The sequence below is a fragment of the Blastococcus sp. MG754426 genome, from assembly GCF_021699055.1.
Classification (GTDB): domain Bacteria; phylum Actinomycetota; class Actinomycetes; order Mycobacteriales; family Geodermatophilaceae; genus Blastococcus.
Genome location: NZ_SSXC01000017.1, coordinates 23,692 through 44,270 on the forward strand (window position 1 = coordinate 23,692; position 20,579 = coordinate 44,270).

Consider the following 20,579-nt stretch of genomic DNA (forward strand, 5'->3'; position numbering starts at 1 on the left):
TCCGGCGTCCAGCGGCGGTCAGCCGGCCTCCCCGGCCGGCGATCGGGGGCTGAGCCGCCGGGCGGGCGACCACCGGCCGGCCAGGGCCTCCTCGACCGCCGCACGCCAGGCGTCGGTCTCGCGGCTGCCGATCGACGTGCTCTCCAGCGCCTGGTCCACGGTCCGGTCGAGCAGGGCGCGCAGCGAGGAGTCGAAGCCCTCGCCGCGCACCCGCCACGCCAGCTCGTGGAGCAGCCCGGCGATCCGGCGCAGCACCGCCGGCTGCCCCGAGGCGTACTGCAGCGGCTCCTCCAGGCCCAGGGAGAGCAGCTCCTCGGCGGTCCACCGCGGCACGAGCAGCCGCACCACGCCGTCCTCGTCCCGCCAGGCGCGCAGGCTGCTGCGGCGGGGGAGGAGGTCACCGAGCAGCGCCGACACGTGCGAGAGCGCGTGGACGGCGGTCGTCGGGTCGTTGATCCCCGGCGACAGCGCCCGGCCGGCGATGTCGACGATCTTGCGGAGGCTGTAGGCCGGGTCCTGCTCGGGGCTGCGCTCGTAGGAGAGCGTGACGCCCTCGTTCACCGCGTCGCGGAGCGCCCCGGGGTCGCCGTCGACGCCGCCCTCGCGCCGCCAGGCCTCGGCCAGCGGCGTGCCGGCGACGACGGCGTCGCCCGTGCGGGGGGAGAGGGCGAGGACCACACCCGCGTCGCGGGCCGCTCGCACCAGGCGCTGGGCGTCGACGCGGACGACGAAGCCGCTGCGGGTCGCCTCGAGCTGGGTGGCCCGGCCCTCCGGCCGGACGGGGGTGTCCTCCGGCTCCTCCTCGTCCCGGACGGCCAGGGTCGCCTCGGCGTGGACGTCGCGCAGCATCGTCTCCACCCGCAGCGAGCGGGCCAGGTGGCCGAGGAAGACCACGAGGGCCACGACGCTGCCGAGGGCGAACAGGAACGCCAGCGTGATCGAGACCCGCGGCACGAAGGAGTCGTCGCCCGCCGCAGCCTCCGCGGTCCGCACCGTCCGCAGCACCGTGAGCGCGTAGACGAAGGTGCCGGTGAGCTGCGCCAGCGTGTACTGGACCACGCGGTCGGTGGCGAAGGTCTGCAGCAGCCGGGGGGAGTACTGGCTGCTGCCCAGCTGCAGCGCGACGACCGTGAGCGAGAAGATGACGCCGGTCACGGAGATCAGCGAGCCCGCGATCGCCGACAGCAGGTCGCGGGCCGCGGCCGGGCCGCCCCCGAACACGAAGCCCAACGGCGATCCCGGGCCACCGGTGCCGAGGAGCCGGTCCACGACCGGCATCCCGATACCGAGCGCGACGGCGAGCACGAGCGTCAGCAGCGGGATCGGCCACAGGGCGCTGCGCATCGACCGCCACAGGCGGCGGACGGGGTGGATCTCGTGCACGGGCTCAGTCCTCGCTCGACGGGCCGGGGCCCGGGGTCGGGGTGGTGCCGGGCGGCGCCACCGACTGGAACTGGTCACGGCCGACGGGCCCGTCGGAGAGCCCGACGTCGGTGGGCACCTCCAGCGGCCTCCCGTCGAGCAGGAAGCGCACCCGGGCGGTGCCGGGCAGCTCGGTCAGCGTCCAGACGACCTGGGCGACGGCGAGCAGCTGGTTGCCGCCGGTGATGCCGGCGAACTCCTCGGTGACGTTCACCGCGGTGATGCCGCCGGGCAGGCCCTCGTCCGCGACGATCGACTGCGGGGCCACGGCGGTGCGCAGGCCGCCGATCACCTCCGCCCGCGTGGGGCCGGTCGCGAGCAGGGTGACGGCGTTCTCCGGGGTGGCGGCCCGCGTCGCCCGGGGGGCCGGCGCCAGGTCGGCCCCGCGCACGAAGTAGACGACGACCTCGGGCCCGGCGTCGTCGGCCTGCGGCGTGGCGGTGCCCGGCGGGGCGGTGGGCACGGCGATGCGCTCCGGCTGCGGCTGCGGGTCCACGCCGCACCCGGTGAGCACCGCGAGGACGCACAGTGCGACGGCCAGCGCCCTCACGGCCCGGCCTCCACGGGCAGGGAGACGACGAACCGGGCGCCGCCGTCCGGGCCGTCCTCGACGTGCACCGTGCCGCCCATCAGCCGGACGTGCCGGGCGACGAGGGCCAGGCCCAGCCCGGAACCCTCGGTGCTGGTGCGGACGCTCCCCGCGCCCCGGGCGAACCGCTCGAAGACCCGGTCGCGCTCGGCCGCGGCCACCCCCGGGCCGGCGTCGTCGACGGTCACCAGTGCGCGGTCGCCGGCGCGCGTCACCGCGATCCCGGTGACGCCGCCGCCGTGCTTGTCGGCGTTGTCCAGGAGGTTGCCGAGCACCCGCTCCAGGCGGCGCTTGTCGGCGCACACCGGCACCCCCTCCGCGTCGGGGTGCACGGTCAGCAGGGCCGCGGTGGCGCCGTCCAGCCGGTGCCGGGCGGCGACCTCCCGGGTGAACGCGGACAGCTGCACGGGTTCCAGGGCGACGTCGGCGCTGCCGGCGTCGGCCCGGGAGATCTCCAGCAGGTCGGCGACCAGGCGCTCGAACCGCTCCACCTCGGAGCGGAGGAGCCCCAGCGCCTCTGCCTGCTCGGCGTCGCCCGGGTCGGCGGTGGCCTCGACCAGGTCCAGCGCGCCCATCATCGTGGTCAGCGGGCTGCGCAGCTCGTGGCTGACGTCGGCGGCGAAGCGGGCGTCGCTGCGCACCCGCTGCTCGAGCGCCTCGGCCGTCTGGTTGAACGACGCCGCGATGGGGGCGAGCGACGGGTCCCCACGCGGGTCGATGCGGGTGTCCAGCGCGCCGCCGGCCACGGCGGCCGCCGCGGCGGAGATCCGGTCGAGCGGGCGCAGGGTGGGGCCGGTGAGCCACCAGCCGACCACCACCGCCAGCGGCACCGAGCCGAGCACCGCGACCGCGAGCACCGTGGCGAGCACGCGGTAGGTCCGGTCGAGCTCGCCCAGCGGGAACACCTCGATGTAGGCCGAGCCCAGCTCGGCCAGCGGCACGGCGACGGCCATCACCGTCTCGCCGTCGAGCTCGATCCGCTGCCGGACCGGCGTGCCGGCCACGGCCTGCTCGCGCAGCTCCTCGGGCAGGTCGTCGCGGCCGACCAGCAGCGACGTGGTGGTCCAGGCGCCGTCGTCGACGAGCAGCGACGTCGACCCCGTCTCCCGTGGCAGCTGGGCGAGGACCTGGGCGACGTCGAGGCCCTCGGTCGCCAGCGAGCGCTGCACCTGGGCGGCGTTGTCGGAGGTCTGCACCAGGGTCACCCGCTCGCGCTGGACGAGGAGGAACTGCGAGACCGCCACCCACACGGCGACCGCCAGCACCGTCGACAGCAGCAGGGTGACGGCGGCGAACGCCGCGGTGGCCCGCGCCCGCAGGGTGGCCAGCCGGTAGGGCGGGCGCCGAACCGGCGGGGAGCCCGCGGCGGGGGCGGCGGCCCCGCCGGCCGGCGCGGTCACCCAGGAACCCGGTAACCCATGCCCCGGACGGTCGTCACCAGGGTCGGGTTCGACGGGTCGGGCTCGATCTTCTTCCGCAGCCGGCGGATGTGGACGTCGACGAGCCGGGAGTCGCCGAAGTAGTCGTAGCCCCACACCCGCTCGAGCAGCTCCTCGCGGCTGAGCACCCGGCCGGGGTCGGTGGCGAGCTCGCAGAGCAGCCGGAACTCGGTGCGCGTCAGGTTCAGCATCTCGCCGTCGCGCGTGACGGTGCCCTCGGTGGGCGAGACCTCCAGGTCGCCGACGGTGAGGTGCACGCGCGGCTCGGGTGCACGGGTCCGGCGGGCCAGCGCCCGGATGCGGGCGGAGAGCTCCTTGACGACGAAGGGCTTGGAGACGTAGTCGTCGGCCCCGGCCTCGAGACCGGCCACCACGTCGTGGCTGTCCGACCGGGCGGTGAGCATGATGACGGGGACGTTCGACGCGCGCCGGATCTCCCGGCAGACCTCGAAGCCGTCCTTCCCGGGCAGCATCAGGTCGAGCAGGACCACGTCGAACGACGTCTCGGCGAGGGCGGCCAGGCCCTCCTCGCCGGTGGCCGCCTCGGTGACCTGCAACCCCTCCCGCTGCAGGGTCAGCTGCAGCATGCGCCGGATCCGAGGGTCGTCCTCGATGATCAGCACGGACCGAGACATGCCGGTCAGTCTGCCCAGCCCGCCGGGAACTACTCACCGGACCCCCGGCGGGGTCAGCGCCGCGGCGGCGTGCCGGGCGCCCGGCTCACCCGTCCGCGCGGAGCTCGACGAGGACCAGCTGCGGCGGGGCGTTGATCCGGATCGGCACCGTGCTGAAACCCAGCCCGCAGGAGACGAACATGCGGTTGCTCTCGGCGCCGTAGGTCTCCGGTGCCCAGCCGTCGGCGACGATCGCCTCCTCCGCGGTGAGGCCGAGGTAGGACCAGCGCGGGGTGCCGGGGAGGGCCACCTGGCCGCAGTGGGTGTGCCCGGCGAGCGTGATCGGCGCCGTGCCCGCCGGGAGTTCGGGGAAGACCGTGGGGTTGTGCATGAGCACGACGCGCGGGGCCTCCTCCGGCACCTCGGCGAGGGCGGCGTCCACGTCCACCTCGCCCGGCCATGCCGCCCCGATGCCCACCACGTGCAGCGCCTCGGCGCCGGCCCCGGTTCCGGGCACCGCGGCGGCCTCGTTGCGCAGCACGGTGATCCCGGCCTCCTCGAACGCCGTGGCCAGCTCCTCGGCCGCCCCGGCCCCGTAGTCGTGGTTGCCGAGCACGGCGTAGGTGGGGATGCCCGAGTCGAGCAGGGGCTGGAGGAGGTCCATGACCGTCGCCACCTGCTCGGGGATGCCGGGATCCTCGCTGTAGACGTAGTCACCGCCGAGGAGGGCGATGTCGGGCGCGGCCTCGACCAGCTCTTCCACGGCCCGGGACACCATGCCCTCGTTGGACCACCACATCCCGACCTGGAAGTCGGAGACCATCCCGACCTCGGTGCCCCCGGCCGAGCCGGCCAGCTGCGGGAGCGGCACCTCCAGGCGCTCGCGGTCGAGGATCAGGCGTGGCTCCACCAGGACGCCGTACACGATCAGCAGCACGACGAGCACACCGAGAGCGGCAGCGGTGCGCGTGAGCCAGGTCATGGTGGGCGTCCTCCCGTCGGCGGGCGTGGCGCAGCGGGCGGGGGGATGCGGGAGCCACCCCGCCCGCCGCGGCTGCGGCACCCGTCATGCCCCGGGCTGCCGGGGGCATGCGGCGCGCGACCGGTTCGCCACGGCGTCGTCACAGGGCGGGTGCCCACCGCCGCCGGCCCGGGTCGTCCGGCGCCCGGAGCGCGGCCGATCGCGTGACGCGCCGCAGTGCCGGCGCCGTCGTCCTTTGCGATGCGGTGACGAACCCGCCGGCGTGCAGATGTGCCGGGGCGCGCCTGGGCAGCACCCCGGTGGACGGACCACCGCCGCGACCTCCGAGCCGCCGAGAGGACACCGACATGCCGACGAGCCGGACCAGCCCCGTCACCCCCGCACCGGCCCCGGCGGAGGGGTGAGCGCGGTGACGCGATCGGGGCGGCCCCTCCGCCGACGGGTCCCCGTCGTCCTGCTGGCCGCGCTGCTCCCCGGCGCCGCGCTCGCGGGCTGCGGTGAGGACGACGAGCCCGCCGCCGGCGCGGTGGACGTCGACGTCCGGCCGCCCGAGGACCTCGCCGATCCGTACACCGGTGCCTACACCGCGGAGTTCCGCGAGGACCTGGACGCCTACGCCGGTCTGGAGGTCAGCCTGGTCGGGGAGGTGGGCCGGATCGTCTCGCCCGTCGCCTTCACGCTCACCGGCGAGGACGTCGAGCCGATCCTCGTCGTCACGGAGCGCGAGATGCCCGACCTCCGGCCGGGGCAGGTCGTCGCCCTCGGCGCGGAGCCCACCGAGGAGTTCGACCTGGCCGCGCTGGAGCGGGAGCTCGGCACGGACCTCCCGGACGAGCCCTACGCGGAGTGGGACGGGGATGCCTACCTGGACGCCGCCACGGTGGAGGTGCGTCCCTGAGCCGGGGACCGGTGGCGCCCCCGCGACGGCAGGGGCGCCGGTCCGGTCAGCGGCGGGCGCCGAGCGCCGCGATCTCGTGCGCGGACTCGAGGGTCGGCGCGGTCGCCAGCGCCCGGGCGAGGGCGCGCTCCTCGCGCAGGTGCGCGCGGACGGCGTGCCGGCGGGCGAGGACGGTGCGGAGGCGGGTCATGACGTGTCCTTCCGGAGCAGCGGTGGTGGTGCGAGCGCTGCAGGGGGCCGGGCGGGCCGGCCGGAGACCGTCCGCCTCCTGGGTTCGCAGCATGAACTCTGCTCCACCGAGCGAGGTTCGGCAAGCGAACCCAGCATGGTTATCCTCACACCCGTGAGCGACGCCACGTTCGACCGGTCCCGCTGCTCCGTCGCCGGCACGCTCGCCGTGGTCGGGGAGAAGTGGAGCCTGCTCGTCCTCCGCGAGGCGTTCCTCGGCGTCCGGCGGTTCGCCGACCTGCAGCAGGCGCTCGGCGCCCCGAAGGCGGTGCTCACCGACCGGCTGGCCACGCTGGTCCGCGAGGGGGTGCTCAGCCGGGAGCCCTACCGCGCGGAGGGGGAGCGGCAGCGCCACGAGTACCGGCTCACCGAGAAGGGGCGCGACCTCTACCCGACGCTCGTCGCCCTCATGGCCTGGGGCGACCGCTGGCTCGCCGACGGCCCGCCGCCGCTCGTGCTCGAGCACCGCGACTGCGGCGCCGCGGTGCGGGTGGCCCTGGTGTGCGACGACGGCCACGAGGTGGGCGGGCCGCGGGAGGTCCGCGCCCGGGCCGCGGGAGCGGGCGCGGAACGGGCCTGAGCTGTCGAGGCCGATGAGTTCCCGCCGGCGCGCTCGTCCTACCCGCGAGCCCGGCGGACGGCGCCGGGCCACCCCGAGCCGAGGAGCTCCCCGTGCGCATGATCTTCCTGAACCTGCCGGTGGCCGACCGCGACCGCGCCGACGCCTTCTACGGGGCGCTGGGCTTCCGGCGCAACGACCAGTTCTCCGACGACCGGACGGTCTCCTACCAGATCGAGGAGAACATCGCCGTCATGCTGCTGACCCGCGACCGGTTCGCCGACTTCGTCGCGGGCGAGGTCGGCGACCCGGCGCAGGCGACCACGGTGCTGGCCTGCCTGTCGGCGGACAGCCGCGAGGAGGTCGACCGGATGGTGTCCACCGCGATCGCCGCCGGCGGGAAGCCCTGGCTCCCCGCGCAGGACCACGGCGCCATGTACGGGGCGAGCTTCGCCGACCCGGACGGCAACGTCTGGGAGGTCATGTGGATGGACCCGGCGGTGATCGCCGGCTGAACCCCTCCGGCGGGGCCGTCGGCTGGCGGCGGCGCCCACTCTCCGGAAGCCTGTCGTCACCGGCCGCTCCCGGCGGCCGGCGGGGGAGGGCCGCCGCGGCGGTCCGCCACGAGGCGGAGGGGGAGCTGTGATCGATCCGCAGGCAGCCGGTGAGCCGGGGAGCGTGCGCCACGGGGCGGTCGGCCCGCTGACCCGCACCACGGGCCGCCAGGTGCTCGTCCTCGCCGACGACGACGGTGCGGTGGACTGGGCGCGAGCGGGGCTGCGGGACGTGGCCGACTCGAGGGACTTCGCCGACGGGCTCGTCCCCCCGGAGGTCCTGCGGGAGTCCGCCGCGATCGTCTTCGCCGCGCTCGGCATCGCCGTCGTGGCCGCGGAGCCGGCCCAGGTCGGCGTGCTGGCGGCCGGGGACGGGGGCCGGCCGGTGCTCTCGGTCTCCCCGGAGCTGGTTCACCACGTGCTGGACGAGGGCGCCGCGAGCTACGCCCGCGGGTACCGCGACGGCGTCGCGGACCTCACCGGCCGCCTCCTGGCCGCCCCGGGCGAGGAGCCCCCCGGGCCGGCGCGCCTCGAGGACACCCGGCAGGCGACGTGGGGGGTGCGGGCCGTCGGCGCCGACACCTCCTCCCGGTCCGGGCGCGGCATCCGGGTCGCCGTGCTGGACACGGGGTTCGACCTCGCCCACCCCGACTTCGCCGGGCGGGCGGTCACGGCGCGGTCCTTCGTGGCCGGCGAGGGACCGCAGGACGGGCACGGCCACGGCACCCACTGCATCGGCACCGCCTGCGGCCCCCGCACCCCGCCGTCGGGGCCGCGGTACGGCGTCGCCCACGAGGCGGAGATCTTCGCGGGGAAGGTGCTCGGCGACGACGGCAGCGGCACCGACGCCGGCATCCTCGCCGGGATGAACTGGGCGGTGACCAACCGGTGCCCGGTGATCTCCATGTCGCTGGGCGCGGACGTGCCGGAGGCCCACCCGCCGTACTCGGCGGCCGGTCGCCGGGCGCTCGCCCAGGGATCGCTGGTCGTGGCCGCGGCCGGCAACAACGCCGACCGGCGGGCGGGCTCGTGGGGCTTCGTCGGCGCCCCCGCCAACAGCCCGGAGATCCTGGCGGTCGGGGCACTGGACCAGGCGCTCGCCCCGGCGTGGTTCTCCGCCCGCAGCCTGCCCGGCCGCGGCGGGCAGGTCGACGTCGCCGCCCCGGGGGCGGACGTCTGCTCGGCGTGGCCGATGCCCGCCCGGTACAACACCATCAGCGGCACCAGCATGGCGACGCCGCACGTCGCCGGGGTCGCCGCGCTGTGGGCCGAGGCCACCGGGCGGCGGGGGCTGGAGCTGTGGGCCACGCTGGTCCAGGAGGGCGAGCGGCTGCTCCAGCCGTCGGTCGACGCCGGCAGCGGGCTGGTGCTGGCGCCGCGGTGAGGCGTTCCCGGTTCCGCCGGTTCCTCGTATCGTCGGGGGCATGACCCGGGTCAGCGTGACCGTGGACGACCGGCACCTGAGTGCGCTCGACGGCGTGGTGCAGGGGCTGCGCGCCCGCGGGATGCAGGTGGAGCAGGTCCTCGACGGGCTCGGCATCATCACCGGCTCGGTGCCCGCGGGCACCCTCGGCGCGCTGAGCGCGGTCACCGGCGTGGCCTCGGTCGACGAGCAGCGGGTGCACCGCCTGCCGCCGCCGGGGGCGCCGGTCCAGTAGACCGGGTCTCACACCTCCGCGGGCACGGCGCGGACCGGGTGCCCCACCCGGAGCGGGCCGGTGTGGGGGAGCGGGCGGCGTCCGGCGGCGGCCGGTCCCGGCGCGGGCCCGGCCGGGCGCAGGTGGAGCATCTGGTCCAGCCCGACGAGCAGGATCAGCCGGTGCAGGCAGGGGCTCGGGCGCTCCACCACCAGGGTGCACCCGTGCCGTCGCGCCAGGTGGTGCGCGGTCACCAGGGCGCGCAACCCCGCCGCGTCGCAGAAGACGACCTCGGCGGCGTCGACCGACCAGGGCCGGTGCACGCCGTCCGCGAGCGCGGCGAGCCCGTCGAGCAGCAGGTGGACGTGCTCGCGGTCCAGTTCCCCGGCGACCGCCACCGTGGCGCCCACCAGGTCGACGTCCAGGCGGAAGGGGACCGGCGCGAGGTCGAGCGGGACCTCGGGAAGGTCTGGGTGCGGTGACATGGCAGGTACCCCCTGGCATGTGCCCCGGAGGCAGCTCCGGGTAGCACGGGAGCGCGCCTTGCGGCGTGCGTGGGCCGGAGCTTCGACCTCGGGATTCACCCTAGCGGGTGAAGCGAGACGGCGCAGCCCTGGAACACGGGGTGTCGTGCCACCGTCCCCCTGCCCACCCGGCCGGCGGCGCGCCCACCCGCCGCTCCTCCGGTCGGCGACGGGTGCCGGGGCGCCCCGTGGTGGGATGGGGCCGATGAGCGAGAACGCGAACCGGCTGCGTGAGGTCCGCCCCGAAGACACCTTCGACGTCGAGGCCGTGCACGCGTGGCTGGCGCCGCGCGTCCCGGCGCTGGAGGGTCGGCCCGCGCCCCGGGTGCGGCAGCTCTCCGGCGGGGCCAGCAACCTCACCTACCTCCTCGACTACGGCGACCCCCGGCTGGTGCTCCGCCGGCCCCCGCACGGGCACAAGGCGGCCTCGGCGCACGACATGGGACGGGAGGTGCGGGTGCAGCAGCGGTTGCGGCCGCACCTCGACGTGGTCGCGGAGATCCACGGCTTCTGCGAGGACCACGCGGTCATCGGCAGCGACTTCTACGTCATGGAGCAGCTGGTCGGCACCGTGCTCGGCCGGAAGCTGCCCGAGGGCGTGCAGCTCTCCCCGGAGCAGGCGCGGGCGCTCGGCGAGACCGCCTACGACACCCTCGCCGACCTCCACGCGATCGACGTCGACGCCGCCGGGCTGGCCGACCTCGGGAAGGGTCCCGGGTACGTCCGCCGGCAGGTGGAGGGCTGGTCCCGGCGCTTCCGCGACGCGCGCACCGACGACGTCCCGCCCGCCGAGGAGCTGATGGCCTGGCTGGCCGCCCATCAGCCCGAGGACGTGCGGGCGAGCCTGCTGCACGGCGACTGGAAGCTCGACAACCTGGTCCTCGACCTGTCCGGCACCCCCCGGATCACCGGCGTCCTGGACTGGGAGATGGCCACGGTCGGCGACCCGCTGATGGACCTGGGCGCGTCGCTGGCCTACTGGGTGACCGCCGACGACGACGAGGAGTTCGGGCTGGTCTCCACCCAGCCGAGCACGCTGCCCGGGATGCCCACCCGCGAGCAGGTCGTGGCGCGCTACCTGGAGCGGACGGGGCTGAGCACCGGCAACTGGACCTTCTACGAGGTGTTCGGGCTGTTCCGGCTGGCGGTGATCATCCAGCAGATCTGGGCGCGGTACCGCTCCGGGCACACCACCAACCCGCGGTTCGCCCACTTCGGCATCGCCGCCGCCGTCCTGCTGCAGCGCGCGGAACGGCTGGCCGGATGCCGCTGATCTGCCTCGTCCGGCACGGTCAGGCCTCCTTCGGTGCCGACGACTACGACGTCCTGAGCGAGCTGGGCCGCGAGCAGTCCCGCTGCGCGGGTGAGGAGCTGCGGCGCCGCGGGCTGCGTGACCCCCTGGTGGTCTCCGGCACGCTGCGCCGGCAGCGCGACACCGCGGCGCTGCTCGCGGAGGCGGCCGGCTACCCGCCGGCCGGGGAGCCCGACCCCCGGCTGGACGAGTACGACCACCTCGACCTGCTGAAGCGCTACCCCGCCGACGACGGCGAGCCCGTGGGGGGCTCCGGCTCCCGGCAGGTGCAGCGGCTCCTCGACGGCGCGCTCCGCTCGTGGATCGCGGCCGGCGACGCCGACGGCTGGCCGACCTTCTCGGCGGGGGCGGCCGCGGCCGTCGCCGACCTCGCCGCCGGCCTCGAGCGCGGCCGGGACGCCGTCGTCGTCAGCTCCGGCGGGGTGATCGCCGCGGTGGTGGCCGGGCTGCTCGGCGCCGGGGCCGACGGCGTCGTGGCGCTGAACCGGGCCGCGGTGAACGTCGGGGTGACCTCCGTGCTGGCGGGCGCCTCCGGGCTGTCGCTGCTGGCCTTCAACGACCACGCGCACGTCACCGGCGACCGGCGGCACCTGCTCACCTACCGATGACCCCGCCGTCCGCGAAGCCGGTGCCCGACGTCGTCGGGCCCGGCCTGGACGTCCTGTTCTGCGGCATCAACCCCTCGCTGCTGTCGGCGGAGACCGGCCACCACTTCGCGCGCCCCGGCAACCGCTTCTGGCCGGCGATCCACCTCGCCGGGTTCACCCCGCGGCTGCTGCGCCCGGAGGAGGACCTTGAGCTGCTGCGGTACGGGCTCGGGGTGACCAACGTGGTCGACCGGCCCACCCGCACGGCGGCGGAGCTCGCGCCCGAGGAGCTGCGGGCCGGCGCGGAGGCGCTGGAGCGGCTCGTCGCGAGCGTGCGGCCCCGGGTGCTCGCGGTGCTCGGCATCACCGCCTGGCGGCAGGGGTTCGCGCGGCCGAAGGCGGTCGCCGGGCGCCAGCCCGAGCGGGTGGGTGGCGCGGTCACCTGGGTGGTCCCGAACCCCAGCGGGCTCAACGCGCACGTCCAGCTCCCGGACCTGGCCCGCATCTACGGGCAGCTGCGCCCGGGGAGCGGTGACGCCGCCGGCTGACCGGCCGGACCAGCCGACGACGTCCCAGGGCCGGATGGCCCGGCGCGGCACCAGGCCCGGGGTGACCGAGGGGTCCTCACACCCGGGTGCTCCGGAGGCGCGGTGGGGGGCCCGGGGACGAGAATGCCGGGGTGCCCCGCCTGCTCGTCGTCCACCACACGCCCTCGCCGGCCCTGCAGGCCGTGCTGGAGGCGGTGCGGGATGGCGTCGGCCTCGTCGACGACGTCGAGCCGGTCCTGCGCCCCGCGCTGTCCGCGGGGGCCGCGGACCTGCTGGCCGCCGACGGTGTCGTCCTGGGGACCCCGGCCAACATCGGCTACATGTCCGGGGCGCTCAAGCACTTCTTCGACACGGTCTACTACCCCTGCCTGGAGGCGACCGCCGGCCTGCCGTTCGGGGTGTACGTGCACGGCAACGACGACACGGCCGGCGCGCTGCGCAGCATCGAGCGCATCACCGGGGCCCTGCGCTGGAAGCAGGTGGCGGCGCCGCTCAGCCTGACCGGGGCGCCCGGTGCTGCGGAACTCGAGGCCTGCCGGGAGCTCGCGGCCACCGTCGCGGTCAGCCTCTGACGGGCTCCCCGGAGCGGGGCAGGACGCGGCAGACCACCAGTGCGACGTCGTCGGAGAAGTCCGGCGCCACCCGCTCCAGCAGGGTCTCGGCGACCGCGTCGACCGGCAGGCCCGGCAGGTCGCCCGCCGCCGCGGCCAGCCGGTGCAGCCCGTCGTCGAGCGTCGAGCCGCGGCGCTCCACCAGGCCGTCGGTGTAGAGGACCAGGGTCGCGCCCGGGGTCAGCGGGCGCTCGTGCGCCGACCTGGGCGCGTCCGGGGTCACGCCCAGCAGCAGGTCCGGCCGCCGCTCGAGCAGCTCCACGGCGCCGTCGGGCTCGACGAGCAGCGGCGGCGGGTGCCCGGCGTTGGACCACCGCAGCACCCGGCCCTCCCCGTGCCCGGCCGGCTCGATGCGGGCCAGCAGCGCCGAGGCGAGCGTGGTGATCCCGAACCCGGCCATGGCGCGGTCGAGCGCCACGAGCACCTGCGCGGGATCGGGGCCGAGGGCGTGCGCGATGCCGCGCAGGACGTTCCGCAGCTGCCCCATGAGCGCGGCCGCCGTGCGGTCGTGGCCGGTGACGTCGCCGACGACCAGGGTGGTGACGCCGTCGGGTGCGTCGAAGGCGTCGTACCAGTCGCCGCCCACCCGGGTCTCCTGCGCGGCCGGCCGGTAGCGCACGGAGATGCCCAGCCCCTCGGGCCGTGGCGGGTCCGTGAGCATCGAGCGCTGCAGCGCCTCGGCGAGGCTCCGGGTGGCCTGCGCCTGCCGGCGCTCCTGCTCCAGCCGGGCGACCCGGTCGAGGGCCTGACCGCACTGGGCGGCGAAGGCCTGCAGCACCCGGACGTCGTCGTCCTCCAGCGGCTGCGGGAGGCACCAGCCGACGGTCAGCGACCCGAGCACCCGGTCGCCGGCGCGCAGGGGCAGGGCCGCCCAGGCGCGCAGGCCCGGGGCCGGCGGCGGCTCGGTGGAGCAACGGGCGTCGGGCACCAGCACGGTGCGGCCGGCGGCCGCGACGGCCGGCGCGGAGGGCGAGTCGGCGGGCAACCGCCGGGGGGCCGGCCCGGATCCGGCGGGGGCGTCCACCACCGCGAGCTCCGTCGACCCGGGCCGGTGCTGCGCGACGGCCAGGAAATCGGCCGACACGCCCGGGCCGCCGCGGTCGGCCAGCAGGTGCAGCAGCTCGGCCCGGGTCTCCGCGGCCGCGAGAGCGGAGACGGTGCGGGCCAGGCCGGCCAGGGAGCGTGCGGTCCGCCGCTCGCGCTCGCGGAGCGCCCTGAGCTCGGCGTTGCTCTGCTCCAGCTCCCGGGTGCGGGCCAGCAGGTCCGAGGCGATCCGCGTGGCCCGGTCGTCGAGCCGGCCCTCCGCCCGGGCGGCCTCCACGCCGGCGCGTGCGCGGATGTAGTCGGTGACGTCGTCGGCCCGGTGCAGCAGGAGCACCACCTCGCCGTCGTCGTCGAGGACCGGCACGTTCCGCGGGCTCCAGAACCGCTCCTCGTAGCTGCCGTCGGGCAGGCGGATGTCGTACTGCTGGATCGCCATCGTGTGCGGCCGCCGGGTGTCGCGGGCCCGCTCCAGCGACGCGCGCAGGTTGCCCGGCCCGTCGCCCTCCGGGTGCTCGGGGTTCAGCGGGAAGACGTCGAAGAGGTGCCGGCCGACCGTCCCCTCGAGCGTGGTGGCCGTCGCGTCCAGCCGTGCCTGGTTGGCGTGCACGATGACGAGGTCCGGCGTGAGCAGCAGGAACGGCGTGGGGGCGGCGTCGAACACGCGGCGGTAGTCCGGCTCGGGCAGCTCGCCGATGACCCTGCTCCTCTCCGCTCGCCGTCCTCCGGTTCCGGTCCCGGCCATCCTCCCTGATCGCGACGCCCCGGTCCTCCCCGCACGGGGCCGCCGGCTCTGGCTACCGTGCCCGCGTGGGTGAGATGAGGGACCGGATGCTGGCCGGGCTGCCGTACCGTCCCGACGACCCGGACCTCGCCGCGGACTCCCGGCGGGCCGCCGCGCTGGTGTCCCGCTACAACGCCGAGGCCGACCCGCACCGCCGGCACGCGCTGCTCGCCGAGCTCCTCGGCGCGGTCGGCGGCGGGACGACGATCCGGTCGGACTTCCGCTGCGACTACGGCTACCGCATCCGCGTCGGGGCCCACTGCTTCGTCAACTGGGGCGCGGTCTTCCTCGACGTCGGCCCCATCACGCTCGGGGACCACGTCCAGCTCGGCCCCTACGTCCAGCTGCTCACCGCGGTCCACCCGCTCGACCCCGCCGAGCGGCGGGCCGGCTGGCAGCACGCGGCGCCGGTGACCATCGACGACAACGCCTGGCTCGGCGGCGGGGTCGTCGTGCTGCCCGGTGTCACCGTGGGCGCCGACACGGTGGTGGGCGCCGGCGCGGTCGTCACCGCGGACCTCCCGCCGGGGGTGGTCGCCGTCGGGAACCCGGCCCGGGTGGTCCGCACCCTGGTCTAGCTAGGCGGCGGGGGCCGCCGACCCGGTGACGGGCGCCGGTCGGCCGAGCGCCGCGTCCAGCCATTCACCGGTGCGCCGGGACCAGGTGCGCTCGGCGGCCCACTCCCGGCGCCGTGCCCCGTGGGCGGCGGGTTCCTCCGCGGCCGCGCGCACGGCGGCGGCCATCTCGTCGGGGCCGGAGACGAGCGCGGTGTGCGGCGGGAGCTCCGCGGCGAGCTCCAGGTGCCCGGCGGTGGCGACCAGCGGCAGCCCCCGCGTCGCGTAGTCGTAGCTCTTCATCGACGACTGGCCGAGCGCCCGGCCGGGGACGTCGGGGAGCAGCCCCACCGTCGCGGCGTCGAGCACGGCGGCCAGCCGCTCGCGCGGCAGCAGCCCGTGGTAGCGGAGCCGGCCGCCTGATCCCGCCACCAGGGCGCGGAAGCGCTCCGCCGCGGCCCGTGCCCGGTCGGGGAAAACCAGCTGCCCGTGCACGGCGAACGTCCAGTCCGGCAGCGCGCGCAGCAGGCCGTGCAGCAGGTCGACGTCGAACCGCTCGGCGACGCTGCCGACGTAGACGGCGTGCCGCTCGGCGCGTTCGGCCACCCGGGGCGCGGCGAGCAGGCCGGCGTCGGCGCCGTTGGGCACCACCACCGGCCGGCGGCCGGGGAAGAGCTCGCCCAGCAGCGGGTTGACGACGACGACCTCGTCGGCCTCCGCGGCGATCCGGCGGAGCTGGTCGGGCAGCCGCCGGGCGTGGGGGAGCAGCCGGGCCCAGTCGTCGGTGCAGTCGAACACCACGCGCCCGCGGACGGCGCCCGCGGCGCGCCACTCCCACGGCAGCATGAAGGCGGTGACGTCGGCGTCCCAGCCCGAGCGCCGCAGCACGGTGCCCAGGAGGGCGGCGTCGAGCCGTTCGGCCAGGCGTCCGCGCGCGCCGGGCAGCACCGTGGAGCGCTCGGAGACGCGGACGCCCGGAGCCGCGGGCGCGAACCGGGCCCGCGTCAGGTGGCCCCACCAGTTGACCGGTTCGCTGCGCAGGCGGCGCCAGTCGGCCGGGGCCTGCAGGAAGCTGACCGGCCGTCCCAACCGGACCAGCTCGCGGGCGATCATCTGCTCGCGCCGGATGGCCGGGTGCCACGGGTCCTTGGCGACGAAACCCACCCCGCGGGGGCCGACCCCCTCGTCGGTCGTGCTCAGCGCGGGGCCCCGTCCGTCGTCACGGCGCCACCCTAGGAGGGGACGGCGCGGTCCGCCGCGCAGACTGTCCGCGGAGCGCGGCCGCGGCGGCCGCCCCGAGCAGGGGAGGGCGTGCGCGTGGTGCCGGACCGCTTCCGCCGGGCCGTGGTGCGGCGGCTGCCGCTGGCGGCGAAGCGCGCTGTCCTCTACGCCGAGGCGCACGGCCGGCGGCCGCCCCTGCGCCGTCCCCGCACCTTCACCGAGAAGCTGAACTGGCGGATCGTGCACGACCGGCGACCGCTCATCGGGCAGCTGGGCGACAAGCTGGCGATGAAGGACTACGCCGCGCGCACCTGCCCAGGGCTCGCGGTCCCGCGGGTGTTCTGGGCGGGCACCGACCTCGGTGAGCTCGCCGGCTCGGCGCTGCCCGAACGCTGGGTGCTCAAGCCGAACCACGGCACGATGCGGGTGCACCGCGGCGCCGGGCGACCGGACGTGCCGGCGCTGCGGCGGCTGACCGAGGGCTGGCTGGACGAGCCGTTGTGGCCCGAGCGCGGCGAGTGGGTCTACAGCCGGGCCCGCCGGCTGCTGCTGGCCGAGGAGTTCCTCGGCCGGCCGGGGGAGGTGCTCGCCGACCACAAGTTCCTGGTCTTCGGTGGCCGGGTGCGGCTGGTGCAGGTCGACACCGGCCGGCTCACCGGGAGCCACTCCCGGCGGCTCTACACGCGCGACTGGGTGCCGGTGACGGCGCACGAACCGCACGTGGTCACCGGTCCCGTGACGGCGCCCCCGGCCGCGCTGCCGGCCATGCTGGCCACCGCCGAGGCGCTGGGTGCGGCCTTCGACTTCATCCGGGTCGACCTCTACGACGTCGACGGCGAGGTCTGGTTCGGCGAGCTCACGCCCTACCCCGGCGGCGGGCTGGACCCGTTCGACCCCGAGCTGGACCGGTGGCTCGGCGGCTGGTGGACGCTGCCCGCCCGCGCCGGGGTGCGCGACCGCTAGCTCACCAGCGCAGCGGGTGGGTGGAGCGGGAGTGCGCCGTGCGGCAGGCCCGGCAGTTGCCCCACGAGACGATGGCCAGCGGGGTCGTCGGGCCGCCGCACTCGGGGCACTCGACGGTCTGGGCGGGTTCGGCTCGCGCCTCGGCGAGGGCGCGGGTCCGCTCCTCGTGGATCCGCTCGTCGCCCCGGCAGGGGCAACCGAGGTGGGCTTCCTCGCAGCGTCCGGCGTGCGTGGCGATGGCGCGGTCCCCTCGGTCGGGTGGCCGGTGCGGCGGGAGTGCCGGACCGGAACGCGGAAGGGGCCACGGCGCAACGCGCCGTGGCCCCCTCCTCACGCGTCGATCAGAGCGCGCGGACGTTCTCCGCCTGCGGGCCCTTCTGGCCCTGCGTGACGTCGAACTCGACCTGCTGCCCCTCGTCGAGGGACTTGTAACCGGAGCCGGTGATGGCGGAGTAGTGGCAGAAGACGTCGGCGCCGCCGCCGTCCTGGGCGATGAACCCGAAGCCCTTCTCCGCGTTGAACCACTTCACAGTGCCCTGAGCCATGTCGTTCTTCTTCCGTGCTGGGAGGTGACCGCACAGGTACGTACCGGGTGCGGGGCCGCCGCACCGACCGGCAGGACCGAGAGGGAACGTCAGGCAGAGACGACTGCGGACGTCCAAGAACGAAAGCAGAGGCGCAACAGCGACCACCGAGGACTGTACAGCCACATGGGCACACCGTGGGAAGACCTGGTCGTCGGGCTCCCCCCGTGGGGTGCGACCCGGCCGGCGGGTGCGGTCGGCGCGTGCGCGAGCATCGTCGCCATGGAGTCCCCGAGCACCCGCGAGCCGGGCTGGGTGCACGACGCCCTGTGGTGGCACGTCTACCCGTTGGGTTTCGTCGGCGCCGAGCCGGCCTCCGCCCCGGGGCAGCCGGTCCGGCACCGGCTGCGGCAGCTGCTGCCGTGGCTGGACCACGCGGTCGAGCTCGGCGCCTCGGGGCTCGCCCTCGGCCCGGTCTTCGCGTCGGAGACGCACGGCTACGACACCACCGACCACCTGCGCATCGATCCCCGGCTCGGCGACGACGCCGACTTCGACGCCCTGGTCGCCGCGTGCCGCGCCCGGGGCCTGCGCCTGCTGCTCGACGGCGTCTTCAACCACGTGGGTCGCGGTCACCCGGCGTTCCAGCGGGTGCTGGCGGAGGGCCCCGCCGCCGCCACGGCGGGCTGGTTCCGGCTGCGCTGGCCCGGCGGGACCGAGGCGTGGCGGCCCGGGACGGAGCCCGCCTACGACGACTTCGAGGGCCACTCGGCCCTGGTGGCCCTGGACCACCGCTCCCCGGACGTCGTCGACCACGTCAGCGGGGTGATGGTGCACTGGCTCGACCGGGGCGCCGACGGGTGGCGGCTGGACGCCGCGTACGCCGTGCCCACCGCGTTCTGGGCGCAGGTGGCGGGGCGGGTGCGCGCCCGCCACCCCGGCGCCTACCTGACGGGCGAGGTCATCCACGGCGACCAGCGGCGCTTCGTCGCGGAGTCGGGGCTGGACGCGGTCACCCAGTACGAGCTGTGGAAGGCCATCTGGAGCTCGCTCAACGACCGCAACTTCTTCGAGCTCGACGCGGCCCTGACCCGGCACGACGACGTGCTGGGCCGGTTCGTGCCCTACACCTTCGTCGGCAACCACGACGTGACGCGCATCGCCAGCCGGCTGGGCGACGAGCGGCACCTCGCGCACGCCCTGGTGGTCCTGCTGACCACCGGCGGCACCCCGTCCGTCTACGCCGGTGACGAGCACGCCTTCCGCGGCGTCAAGGAGGACCGGGCCGGAGGGGACGACGCCGTCCGCCCGGCCTTCCCGGCCGCTCCCGGGGAGCTCTCCCCGCTGGGCCTGCCCGTGTACCACCTGCACCAGCAGCTCATCGGCCTGCGCCGCCGGCACCGCTGGCTGCACACCGCCCGCACGACGACGCTGCACCTGGCCAACGAGCAGGTCGTCTACGAGGCCCGCGAGGGTGCCGGGCGGCTCGTGGTGGCGCTGTCGGTCTCCGACGGCCCGTCGGAGCTCCCCGCTCCCGGAGCGGTCGGTGTGCTGGCCGGCCGGGCCGACGTCCTCGCGCCCGGGTCACCCGGCGCCCGGGCGCGGCTCCCCGGGCACGGGTGGGCCGTGCTGGCCGGCTGAGGGCGGCCGGCTCAGCGGCTGGCCGCGAGGTCCTTCACCGCCTTGGCCACGTACATGGCCGACAGGGCGAGGAACAGGGCCCCGATGGCGGCCCGCACCTGGTCGTCGGTGACCGGGGCGCGCTGGGACACCGGCCCGGCGACGGCGTCGGCCACGCGTGCGCGCCAGCCCTTGAGGCCGGCCTTCCCGAAGGTGATCGCATCCATGGTCGGCGTCCCTACCCCGCCGGCGCCGGGATAGGCGGGGAGGACGTGCATCGGGCGGGCGGGCGCCGGGCACCGGAGGAGGCATGGATGTCCCGGTCGGCACCACCCGCACGGTCGACGTCGGCGATCGTCGGCTGAACGTCTGGGAGGCCGGTGGGACCGGCCCGGTCGTGCTGCTGGTGCACGGCATCCCGACCAACCACCTGCTCTGGCACGACGTCGTCCCGGCGGTCGCCGGTGACGCGCGGGTGCTGGCCGTCGACATGCTCGGCTACGGCGACTCCGACGCCCCCGGCGACCACCCGGTCGACCTCGCCGCCCAGGCGGCGCTGCTGCTGCGGCTGCTGGACGGGCTGGAGGTGGACCGGGCGGTGGTCGTCGGCCACGACCTCGGCGGAGGCGTGGCGCAGATCCTGGCCACCACCAGCACCGGCCGCGTCGCCGGGCTCGGCGTCGTGGACGGGGTCTGCTACGACGGCTGGCCGGTGCCCGTGGTGCGGGCGCTCAAGGCCACGTGGCCGGCGCTGCCGCTCCTGCCACCCCCGGTGCTGGCGAACGTCCTGCGGCCGGCGCTGCGCACCCTGTTCGCCCACCGGGAGCGGGCGGAGCCGTTCCTCGACCGCTTCGTCGAGCCGTGGTCCCGCCCGGGCGGCCCCGGCCGGCTCGCCCGCCACCTGCGCTCGCTGGACTCGGTGTACACGCAGACCGTCGCGCCGTTCCTGCCCCGGCTGGCGGTGCCGGCCGAGGTGGTGTGGGGTCGGCAGGACCACCAGATGAAGCCCCGGTACGGGCAGCGGCTGGCCGACGACCTCCCGGGCGCCCGCCTCACCTGGGTCGACGACGCCAGCCACTTCGTGCCCGCGGACCGGCCCGACGTCGTCGCCGAGGCGGTGCTACGCCTCGTGGAACGGGCCTGACCGAGGTGTCCCCGCCCAACCCCTCGGGTAGCGGGCGGGGATGACGACACCGCTGGTCAGACCACGAGGACGCAAGATGATCGCCGGCGTGTGCGCCGGCCTCGCCCAGCGCTTCGGCGTATCCACGGGCCTGGTGCGGATCGGCTTCGTGCTGTTCGGGCTCTTCGGCGTGGGCGAGATCGCCTACATCGCGCTCTGGATCATGATCCCGAAGGAGCGCTGAG

The 20,579-nt window shown here is 76.3% G+C and carries 25 protein-coding genes; 14 read left to right on the forward strand and 11 right to left on the reverse strand.

Translation table 11 applies throughout. The features are described from left to right. Positions 1-18: 18 nt before the first annotated feature. The 5 genes from E9549_RS08375 to E9549_RS08395 all read right to left on the reverse strand — a co-directional run bounded on the left by E9549_RS08375 (position 19) and on the right by E9549_RS08395 (position 5,046). Complete coding sequence (locus tag E9549_RS08375; protein WP_236826083.1) at positions 19-1,383, reverse strand: DUF2254 domain-containing protein; 1,365 nt, start codon at positions 1,381-1,383, stop codon at positions 19-21. Between the two features lie 4 nt (positions 1,384-1,387). Further along, on the reverse strand, positions 1,388-1,972 hold the full coding sequence (locus E9549_RS08380) for a GerMN domain-containing protein (protein WP_236826084.1): 585 nt from the start codon (positions 1,970-1,972) through the stop codon (positions 1,388-1,390). Continuing rightward, positions 1,969-3,411, reverse strand: a complete 1,443-nt coding sequence (locus tag E9549_RS08385; protein WP_236826085.1) for a HAMP domain-containing sensor histidine kinase — start codon at positions 3,409-3,411, stop codon at positions 1,969-1,971. Before E9549_RS08385 ends, E9549_RS08380 begins: the two co-directional genes overlap by 4 nt. After that, entirely contained in the window at positions 3,408-4,085 is a 678-nt protein-coding gene (locus E9549_RS08390; protein ID WP_236826086.1) for a response regulator transcription factor, read from the reverse strand. The genes E9549_RS08385 and E9549_RS08390 overlap by 4 nt, the downstream gene beginning before the upstream one ends. Before the next feature lie 85 nt (positions 4,086-4,170). Then, the gene (locus tag E9549_RS08395) at positions 4,171-5,046 is read right to left on the reverse strand and encodes a metallophosphoesterase (protein ID WP_304505741.1); all 876 of its coding nucleotides are present in this window, start codon (positions 5,044-5,046) and stop codon (positions 4,171-4,173) included. Positions 5,047-5,455: 409 nt separating this feature from the next. On the opposite strand from E9549_RS08395, the gene E9549_RS08400 reads away from it, so the two are divergent. Beyond that, positions 5,456-5,944, forward strand: a complete 489-nt coding sequence (locus tag E9549_RS08400) for a hypothetical protein (RefSeq protein WP_236826087.1) — start codon at positions 5,456-5,458, stop codon at positions 5,942-5,944. Between the two features lie 46 nt (positions 5,945-5,990). Here E9549_RS08400 and E9549_RS08405 read toward each other — a convergent pair whose 3' ends face one another. Beyond that, positions 5,991-6,134 carry a hypothetical protein gene (locus E9549_RS08405; RefSeq protein WP_236826088.1) on the reverse strand — a complete coding sequence of 48 codons (144 nt, stop codon included), beginning with the start codon at positions 6,132-6,134 and terminating at the stop codon, positions 5,991-5,993. 153 nt (positions 6,135-6,287) lie between these two features. On the opposite strand from E9549_RS08405, the gene E9549_RS08410 reads away from it, so the two are divergent. From E9549_RS08410 to E9549_RS08425, 4 genes are all read left to right on the forward strand, one after another. Then, positions 6,288-6,752, forward strand: coding sequence for a helix-turn-helix domain-containing protein (locus tag E9549_RS08410; protein WP_236826089.1), 465 nt, complete (start codon positions 6,288-6,290; stop codon positions 6,750-6,752). A 98-nt stretch (positions 6,753-6,850) separates the two neighbouring features. Continuing rightward, positions 6,851-7,246, forward strand: coding sequence for a VOC family protein (locus tag E9549_RS08415; protein WP_236826123.1), 396 nt, complete (start codon positions 6,851-6,853; stop codon positions 7,244-7,246). A 127-nt stretch (positions 7,247-7,373) separates the two neighbouring features. Continuing rightward, a complete protein-coding gene (locus E9549_RS08420; protein ID WP_236826090.1) occupies positions 7,374-8,669 on the forward strand; it encodes a S8 family serine peptidase in 1,296 nt (431 codons plus the stop codon). Positions 8,670-8,709: 40 nt separating this feature from the next. After that, on the forward strand, positions 8,710-8,943 hold the full coding sequence (locus E9549_RS08425) for a hypothetical protein (protein WP_236826091.1): 234 nt from the start codon (positions 8,710-8,712) through the stop codon (positions 8,941-8,943). A gap of 8 nt (positions 8,944-8,951) precedes the next feature. Here E9549_RS08425 and E9549_RS08430 read toward each other — a convergent pair whose 3' ends face one another. After that, the gene (locus E9549_RS08430) at positions 8,952-9,407 is read right to left on the reverse strand and encodes an STAS domain-containing protein (RefSeq protein WP_236826092.1); all 456 of its coding nucleotides are present in this window, start codon (positions 9,405-9,407) and stop codon (positions 8,952-8,954) included. 244 nt (positions 9,408-9,651) lie between these two features. Between E9549_RS08430 and E9549_RS08435 the strand changes: the two genes are divergently transcribed. The 4 genes from E9549_RS08435 (at position 9,652) to E9549_RS08450 (ending at position 12,465) form a co-directional block, all read left to right on the forward strand. Then, entirely contained in the window at positions 9,652-10,719 is a 1,068-nt protein-coding gene (locus E9549_RS08435; RefSeq protein ID WP_236826093.1) for a phosphotransferase family protein, read from the forward strand. Further along, positions 10,710-11,366 (forward strand): histidine phosphatase family protein, encoded by a 657-nt coding sequence (locus E9549_RS08440; RefSeq protein WP_236826094.1) that lies wholly within the window; start codon positions 10,710-10,712, stop codon positions 11,364-11,366. Before E9549_RS08435 ends, E9549_RS08440 begins: the two co-directional genes overlap by 10 nt. Beyond that, positions 11,363-11,893 (forward strand): G/U mismatch-specific DNA glycosylase, encoded by a 531-nt coding sequence (gene mug, locus E9549_RS08445; protein ID WP_236826095.1) that lies wholly within the window; start codon positions 11,363-11,365, stop codon positions 11,891-11,893. Before E9549_RS08440 ends, mug begins: the two co-directional genes overlap by 4 nt. A 131-nt stretch (positions 11,894-12,024) precedes the next feature. Continuing rightward, positions 12,025-12,465 (forward strand): NAD(P)H-dependent oxidoreductase, encoded by a 441-nt coding sequence (locus E9549_RS08450; protein ID WP_236826096.1) that lies wholly within the window; start codon positions 12,025-12,027, stop codon positions 12,463-12,465. Here E9549_RS08450 and E9549_RS08455 read toward each other — a convergent pair. Then, complete coding sequence (locus E9549_RS08455; RefSeq protein ID WP_236826097.1) at positions 12,455-14,290, reverse strand: SpoIIE family protein phosphatase; 1,836 nt, start codon at positions 14,288-14,290, stop codon at positions 12,455-12,457. The two genes, E9549_RS08450 and E9549_RS08455, sit on opposite strands and share 11 nt — an antisense overlap. A gap of 74 nt (positions 14,291-14,364) precedes the next feature. Here E9549_RS08455 and E9549_RS08460 point away from each other — a divergent pair, with 74 nt between their 5' ends. Next, on the forward strand, positions 14,365-14,907 hold the full coding sequence (locus tag E9549_RS08460; RefSeq protein WP_236826124.1) for a sugar O-acetyltransferase: 543 nt from the start codon (positions 14,365-14,367) through the stop codon (positions 14,905-14,907). Here E9549_RS08460 and E9549_RS08465 read toward each other — a convergent pair whose 3' ends face one another. Continuing rightward, positions 14,908-16,047: a hypothetical protein gene (locus tag E9549_RS08465; protein ID WP_236826098.1), complete on the reverse strand. Its 1,140-nt coding sequence runs from the start codon at positions 16,045-16,047 to the stop codon at positions 14,908-14,910. 147 nt (positions 16,048-16,194) lie between these two features. On the opposite strand from E9549_RS08465, the gene E9549_RS08470 reads away from it, so the two are divergent. Next, positions 16,195-17,067 carry an ATP-grasp fold amidoligase family protein gene (locus E9549_RS08470; RefSeq protein WP_236826099.1) on the forward strand — a complete coding sequence of 291 codons (873 nt, stop codon included), beginning with the start codon at positions 16,195-16,197 and terminating at the stop codon, positions 17,065-17,067. Positions 17,068-17,408: 341 nt separating this feature from the next. Here E9549_RS08470 and E9549_RS08475 read toward each other — a convergent pair whose 3' ends face one another. Continuing rightward, positions 17,409-17,612 carry a cold-shock protein gene (locus tag E9549_RS08475; RefSeq protein WP_236826100.1) on the reverse strand — a complete coding sequence of 68 codons (204 nt, stop codon included), beginning with the start codon at positions 17,610-17,612 and terminating at the stop codon, positions 17,409-17,411. A gap of 261 nt (positions 17,613-17,873) precedes the next feature. Here E9549_RS08475 and E9549_RS08480 point away from each other — a divergent pair, with 261 nt between their 5' ends. After that, the gene (locus E9549_RS08480) at positions 17,874-19,232 is read left to right on the forward strand and encodes an alpha-amylase family protein (protein ID WP_236826101.1); all 1,359 of its coding nucleotides are present in this window, start codon (positions 17,874-17,876) and stop codon (positions 19,230-19,232) included. A gap of 11 nt (positions 19,233-19,243) precedes the next feature. Here E9549_RS08480 and E9549_RS08485 read toward each other — a convergent pair whose 3' ends face one another. After that, entirely contained in the window at positions 19,244-19,438 is a 195-nt protein-coding gene (locus E9549_RS08485; protein WP_236826102.1) for a hypothetical protein, read from the reverse strand. Between the two features lie 83 nt (positions 19,439-19,521). Here E9549_RS08485 and E9549_RS08490 point away from each other — a divergent pair, with 83 nt between their 5' ends. Beyond that, positions 19,522-20,355: an alpha/beta fold hydrolase gene (locus E9549_RS08490; protein ID WP_236826103.1), complete on the forward strand. Its 834-nt coding sequence runs from the start codon at positions 19,522-19,524 to the stop codon at positions 20,353-20,355. Positions 20,356-20,395: 40 nt separating this feature from the next. Next, a complete protein-coding gene (locus tag E9549_RS08495) occupies positions 20,396-20,578 on the forward strand; it encodes a PspC domain-containing protein (RefSeq protein WP_255715098.1) in 183 nt (60 codons plus the stop codon). The last annotated feature ends 1 nt before the right edge of the window (position 20,579 follow it).

What these genes read in the sequence shown, in the direction of transcription:
- E9549_RS08390 (WP_236826086.1), bottom strand. Translation starts at nt 4,085, where the DNA reads ATGTCTCGGTCCGTGCTGATCATCGAGGACGACCCTCGGATCCGGCGC.
- E9549_RS08395 (WP_304505741.1), bottom strand. Translation starts at nt 5,046, where the DNA reads ATGACCTGGCTCACGCGCACCGCTGCCGCTCTCGGTGTGCTCGTCGTG.
- E9549_RS08405 (WP_236826088.1), bottom strand. Translation starts at nt 6,134, where the DNA reads ATGACCCGCCTCCGCACCGTCCTCGCCCGCCGGCACGCCGTCCGCGCG.
- E9549_RS08415 (WP_236826123.1), top strand. Translation starts at nt 6,851, where the DNA reads ATGATCTTCCTGAACCTGCCGGTGGCCGACCGCGACCGCGCCGACGCC.
- E9549_RS08425 (WP_236826091.1), top strand. Translation starts at nt 8,710, where the DNA reads ATGACCCGGGTCAGCGTGACCGTGGACGACCGGCACCTGAGTGCGCTC.
- E9549_RS08430 (WP_236826092.1), bottom strand. Translation starts at nt 9,407, where the DNA reads ATGTCACCGCACCCAGACCTTCCCGAGGTCCCGCTCGACCTCGCGCCG.
- E9549_RS08435 (WP_236826093.1), top strand. Translation starts at nt 9,652, where the DNA reads ATGAGCGAGAACGCGAACCGGCTGCGTGAGGTCCGCCCCGAAGACACC.
- E9549_RS08440 (WP_236826094.1), top strand. Translation starts at nt 10,710, where the DNA reads ATGCCGCTGATCTGCCTCGTCCGGCACGGTCAGGCCTCCTTCGGTGCC.
- mug (WP_236826095.1), top strand. Translation starts at nt 11,363, where the DNA reads ATGACCCCGCCGTCCGCGAAGCCGGTGCCCGACGTCGTCGGGCCCGGC.
- E9549_RS08455 (WP_236826097.1), bottom strand. Translation starts at nt 14,290, where the DNA reads ATGGCCGGGACCGGAACCGGAGGACGGCGAGCGGAGAGGAGCAGGGTC.
- E9549_RS08460 (WP_236826124.1), top strand. Translation starts at nt 14,365, where the DNA reads ATGAGGGACCGGATGCTGGCCGGGCTGCCGTACCGTCCCGACGACCCG.
- E9549_RS08475 (WP_236826100.1), bottom strand. Translation starts at nt 17,612, where the DNA reads ATGGCTCAGGGCACTGTGAAGTGGTTCAACGCGGAGAAGGGCTTCGGG.
- E9549_RS08480 (WP_236826101.1), top strand. Translation starts at nt 17,874, where the DNA reads ATGGAGTCCCCGAGCACCCGCGAGCCGGGCTGGGTGCACGACGCCCTG.
- E9549_RS08485 (WP_236826102.1), bottom strand. Translation starts at nt 19,438, where the DNA reads ATGGATGCGATCACCTTCGGGAAGGCCGGCCTCAAGGGCTGGCGCGCA.
- E9549_RS08490 (WP_236826103.1), top strand. Translation starts at nt 19,522, where the DNA reads ATGGATGTCCCGGTCGGCACCACCCGCACGGTCGACGTCGGCGATCGT.
- E9549_RS08495 (WP_255715098.1), top strand. Translation starts at nt 20,396, where the DNA reads ATGACGACACCGCTGGTCAGACCACGAGGACGCAAGATGATCGCCGGC.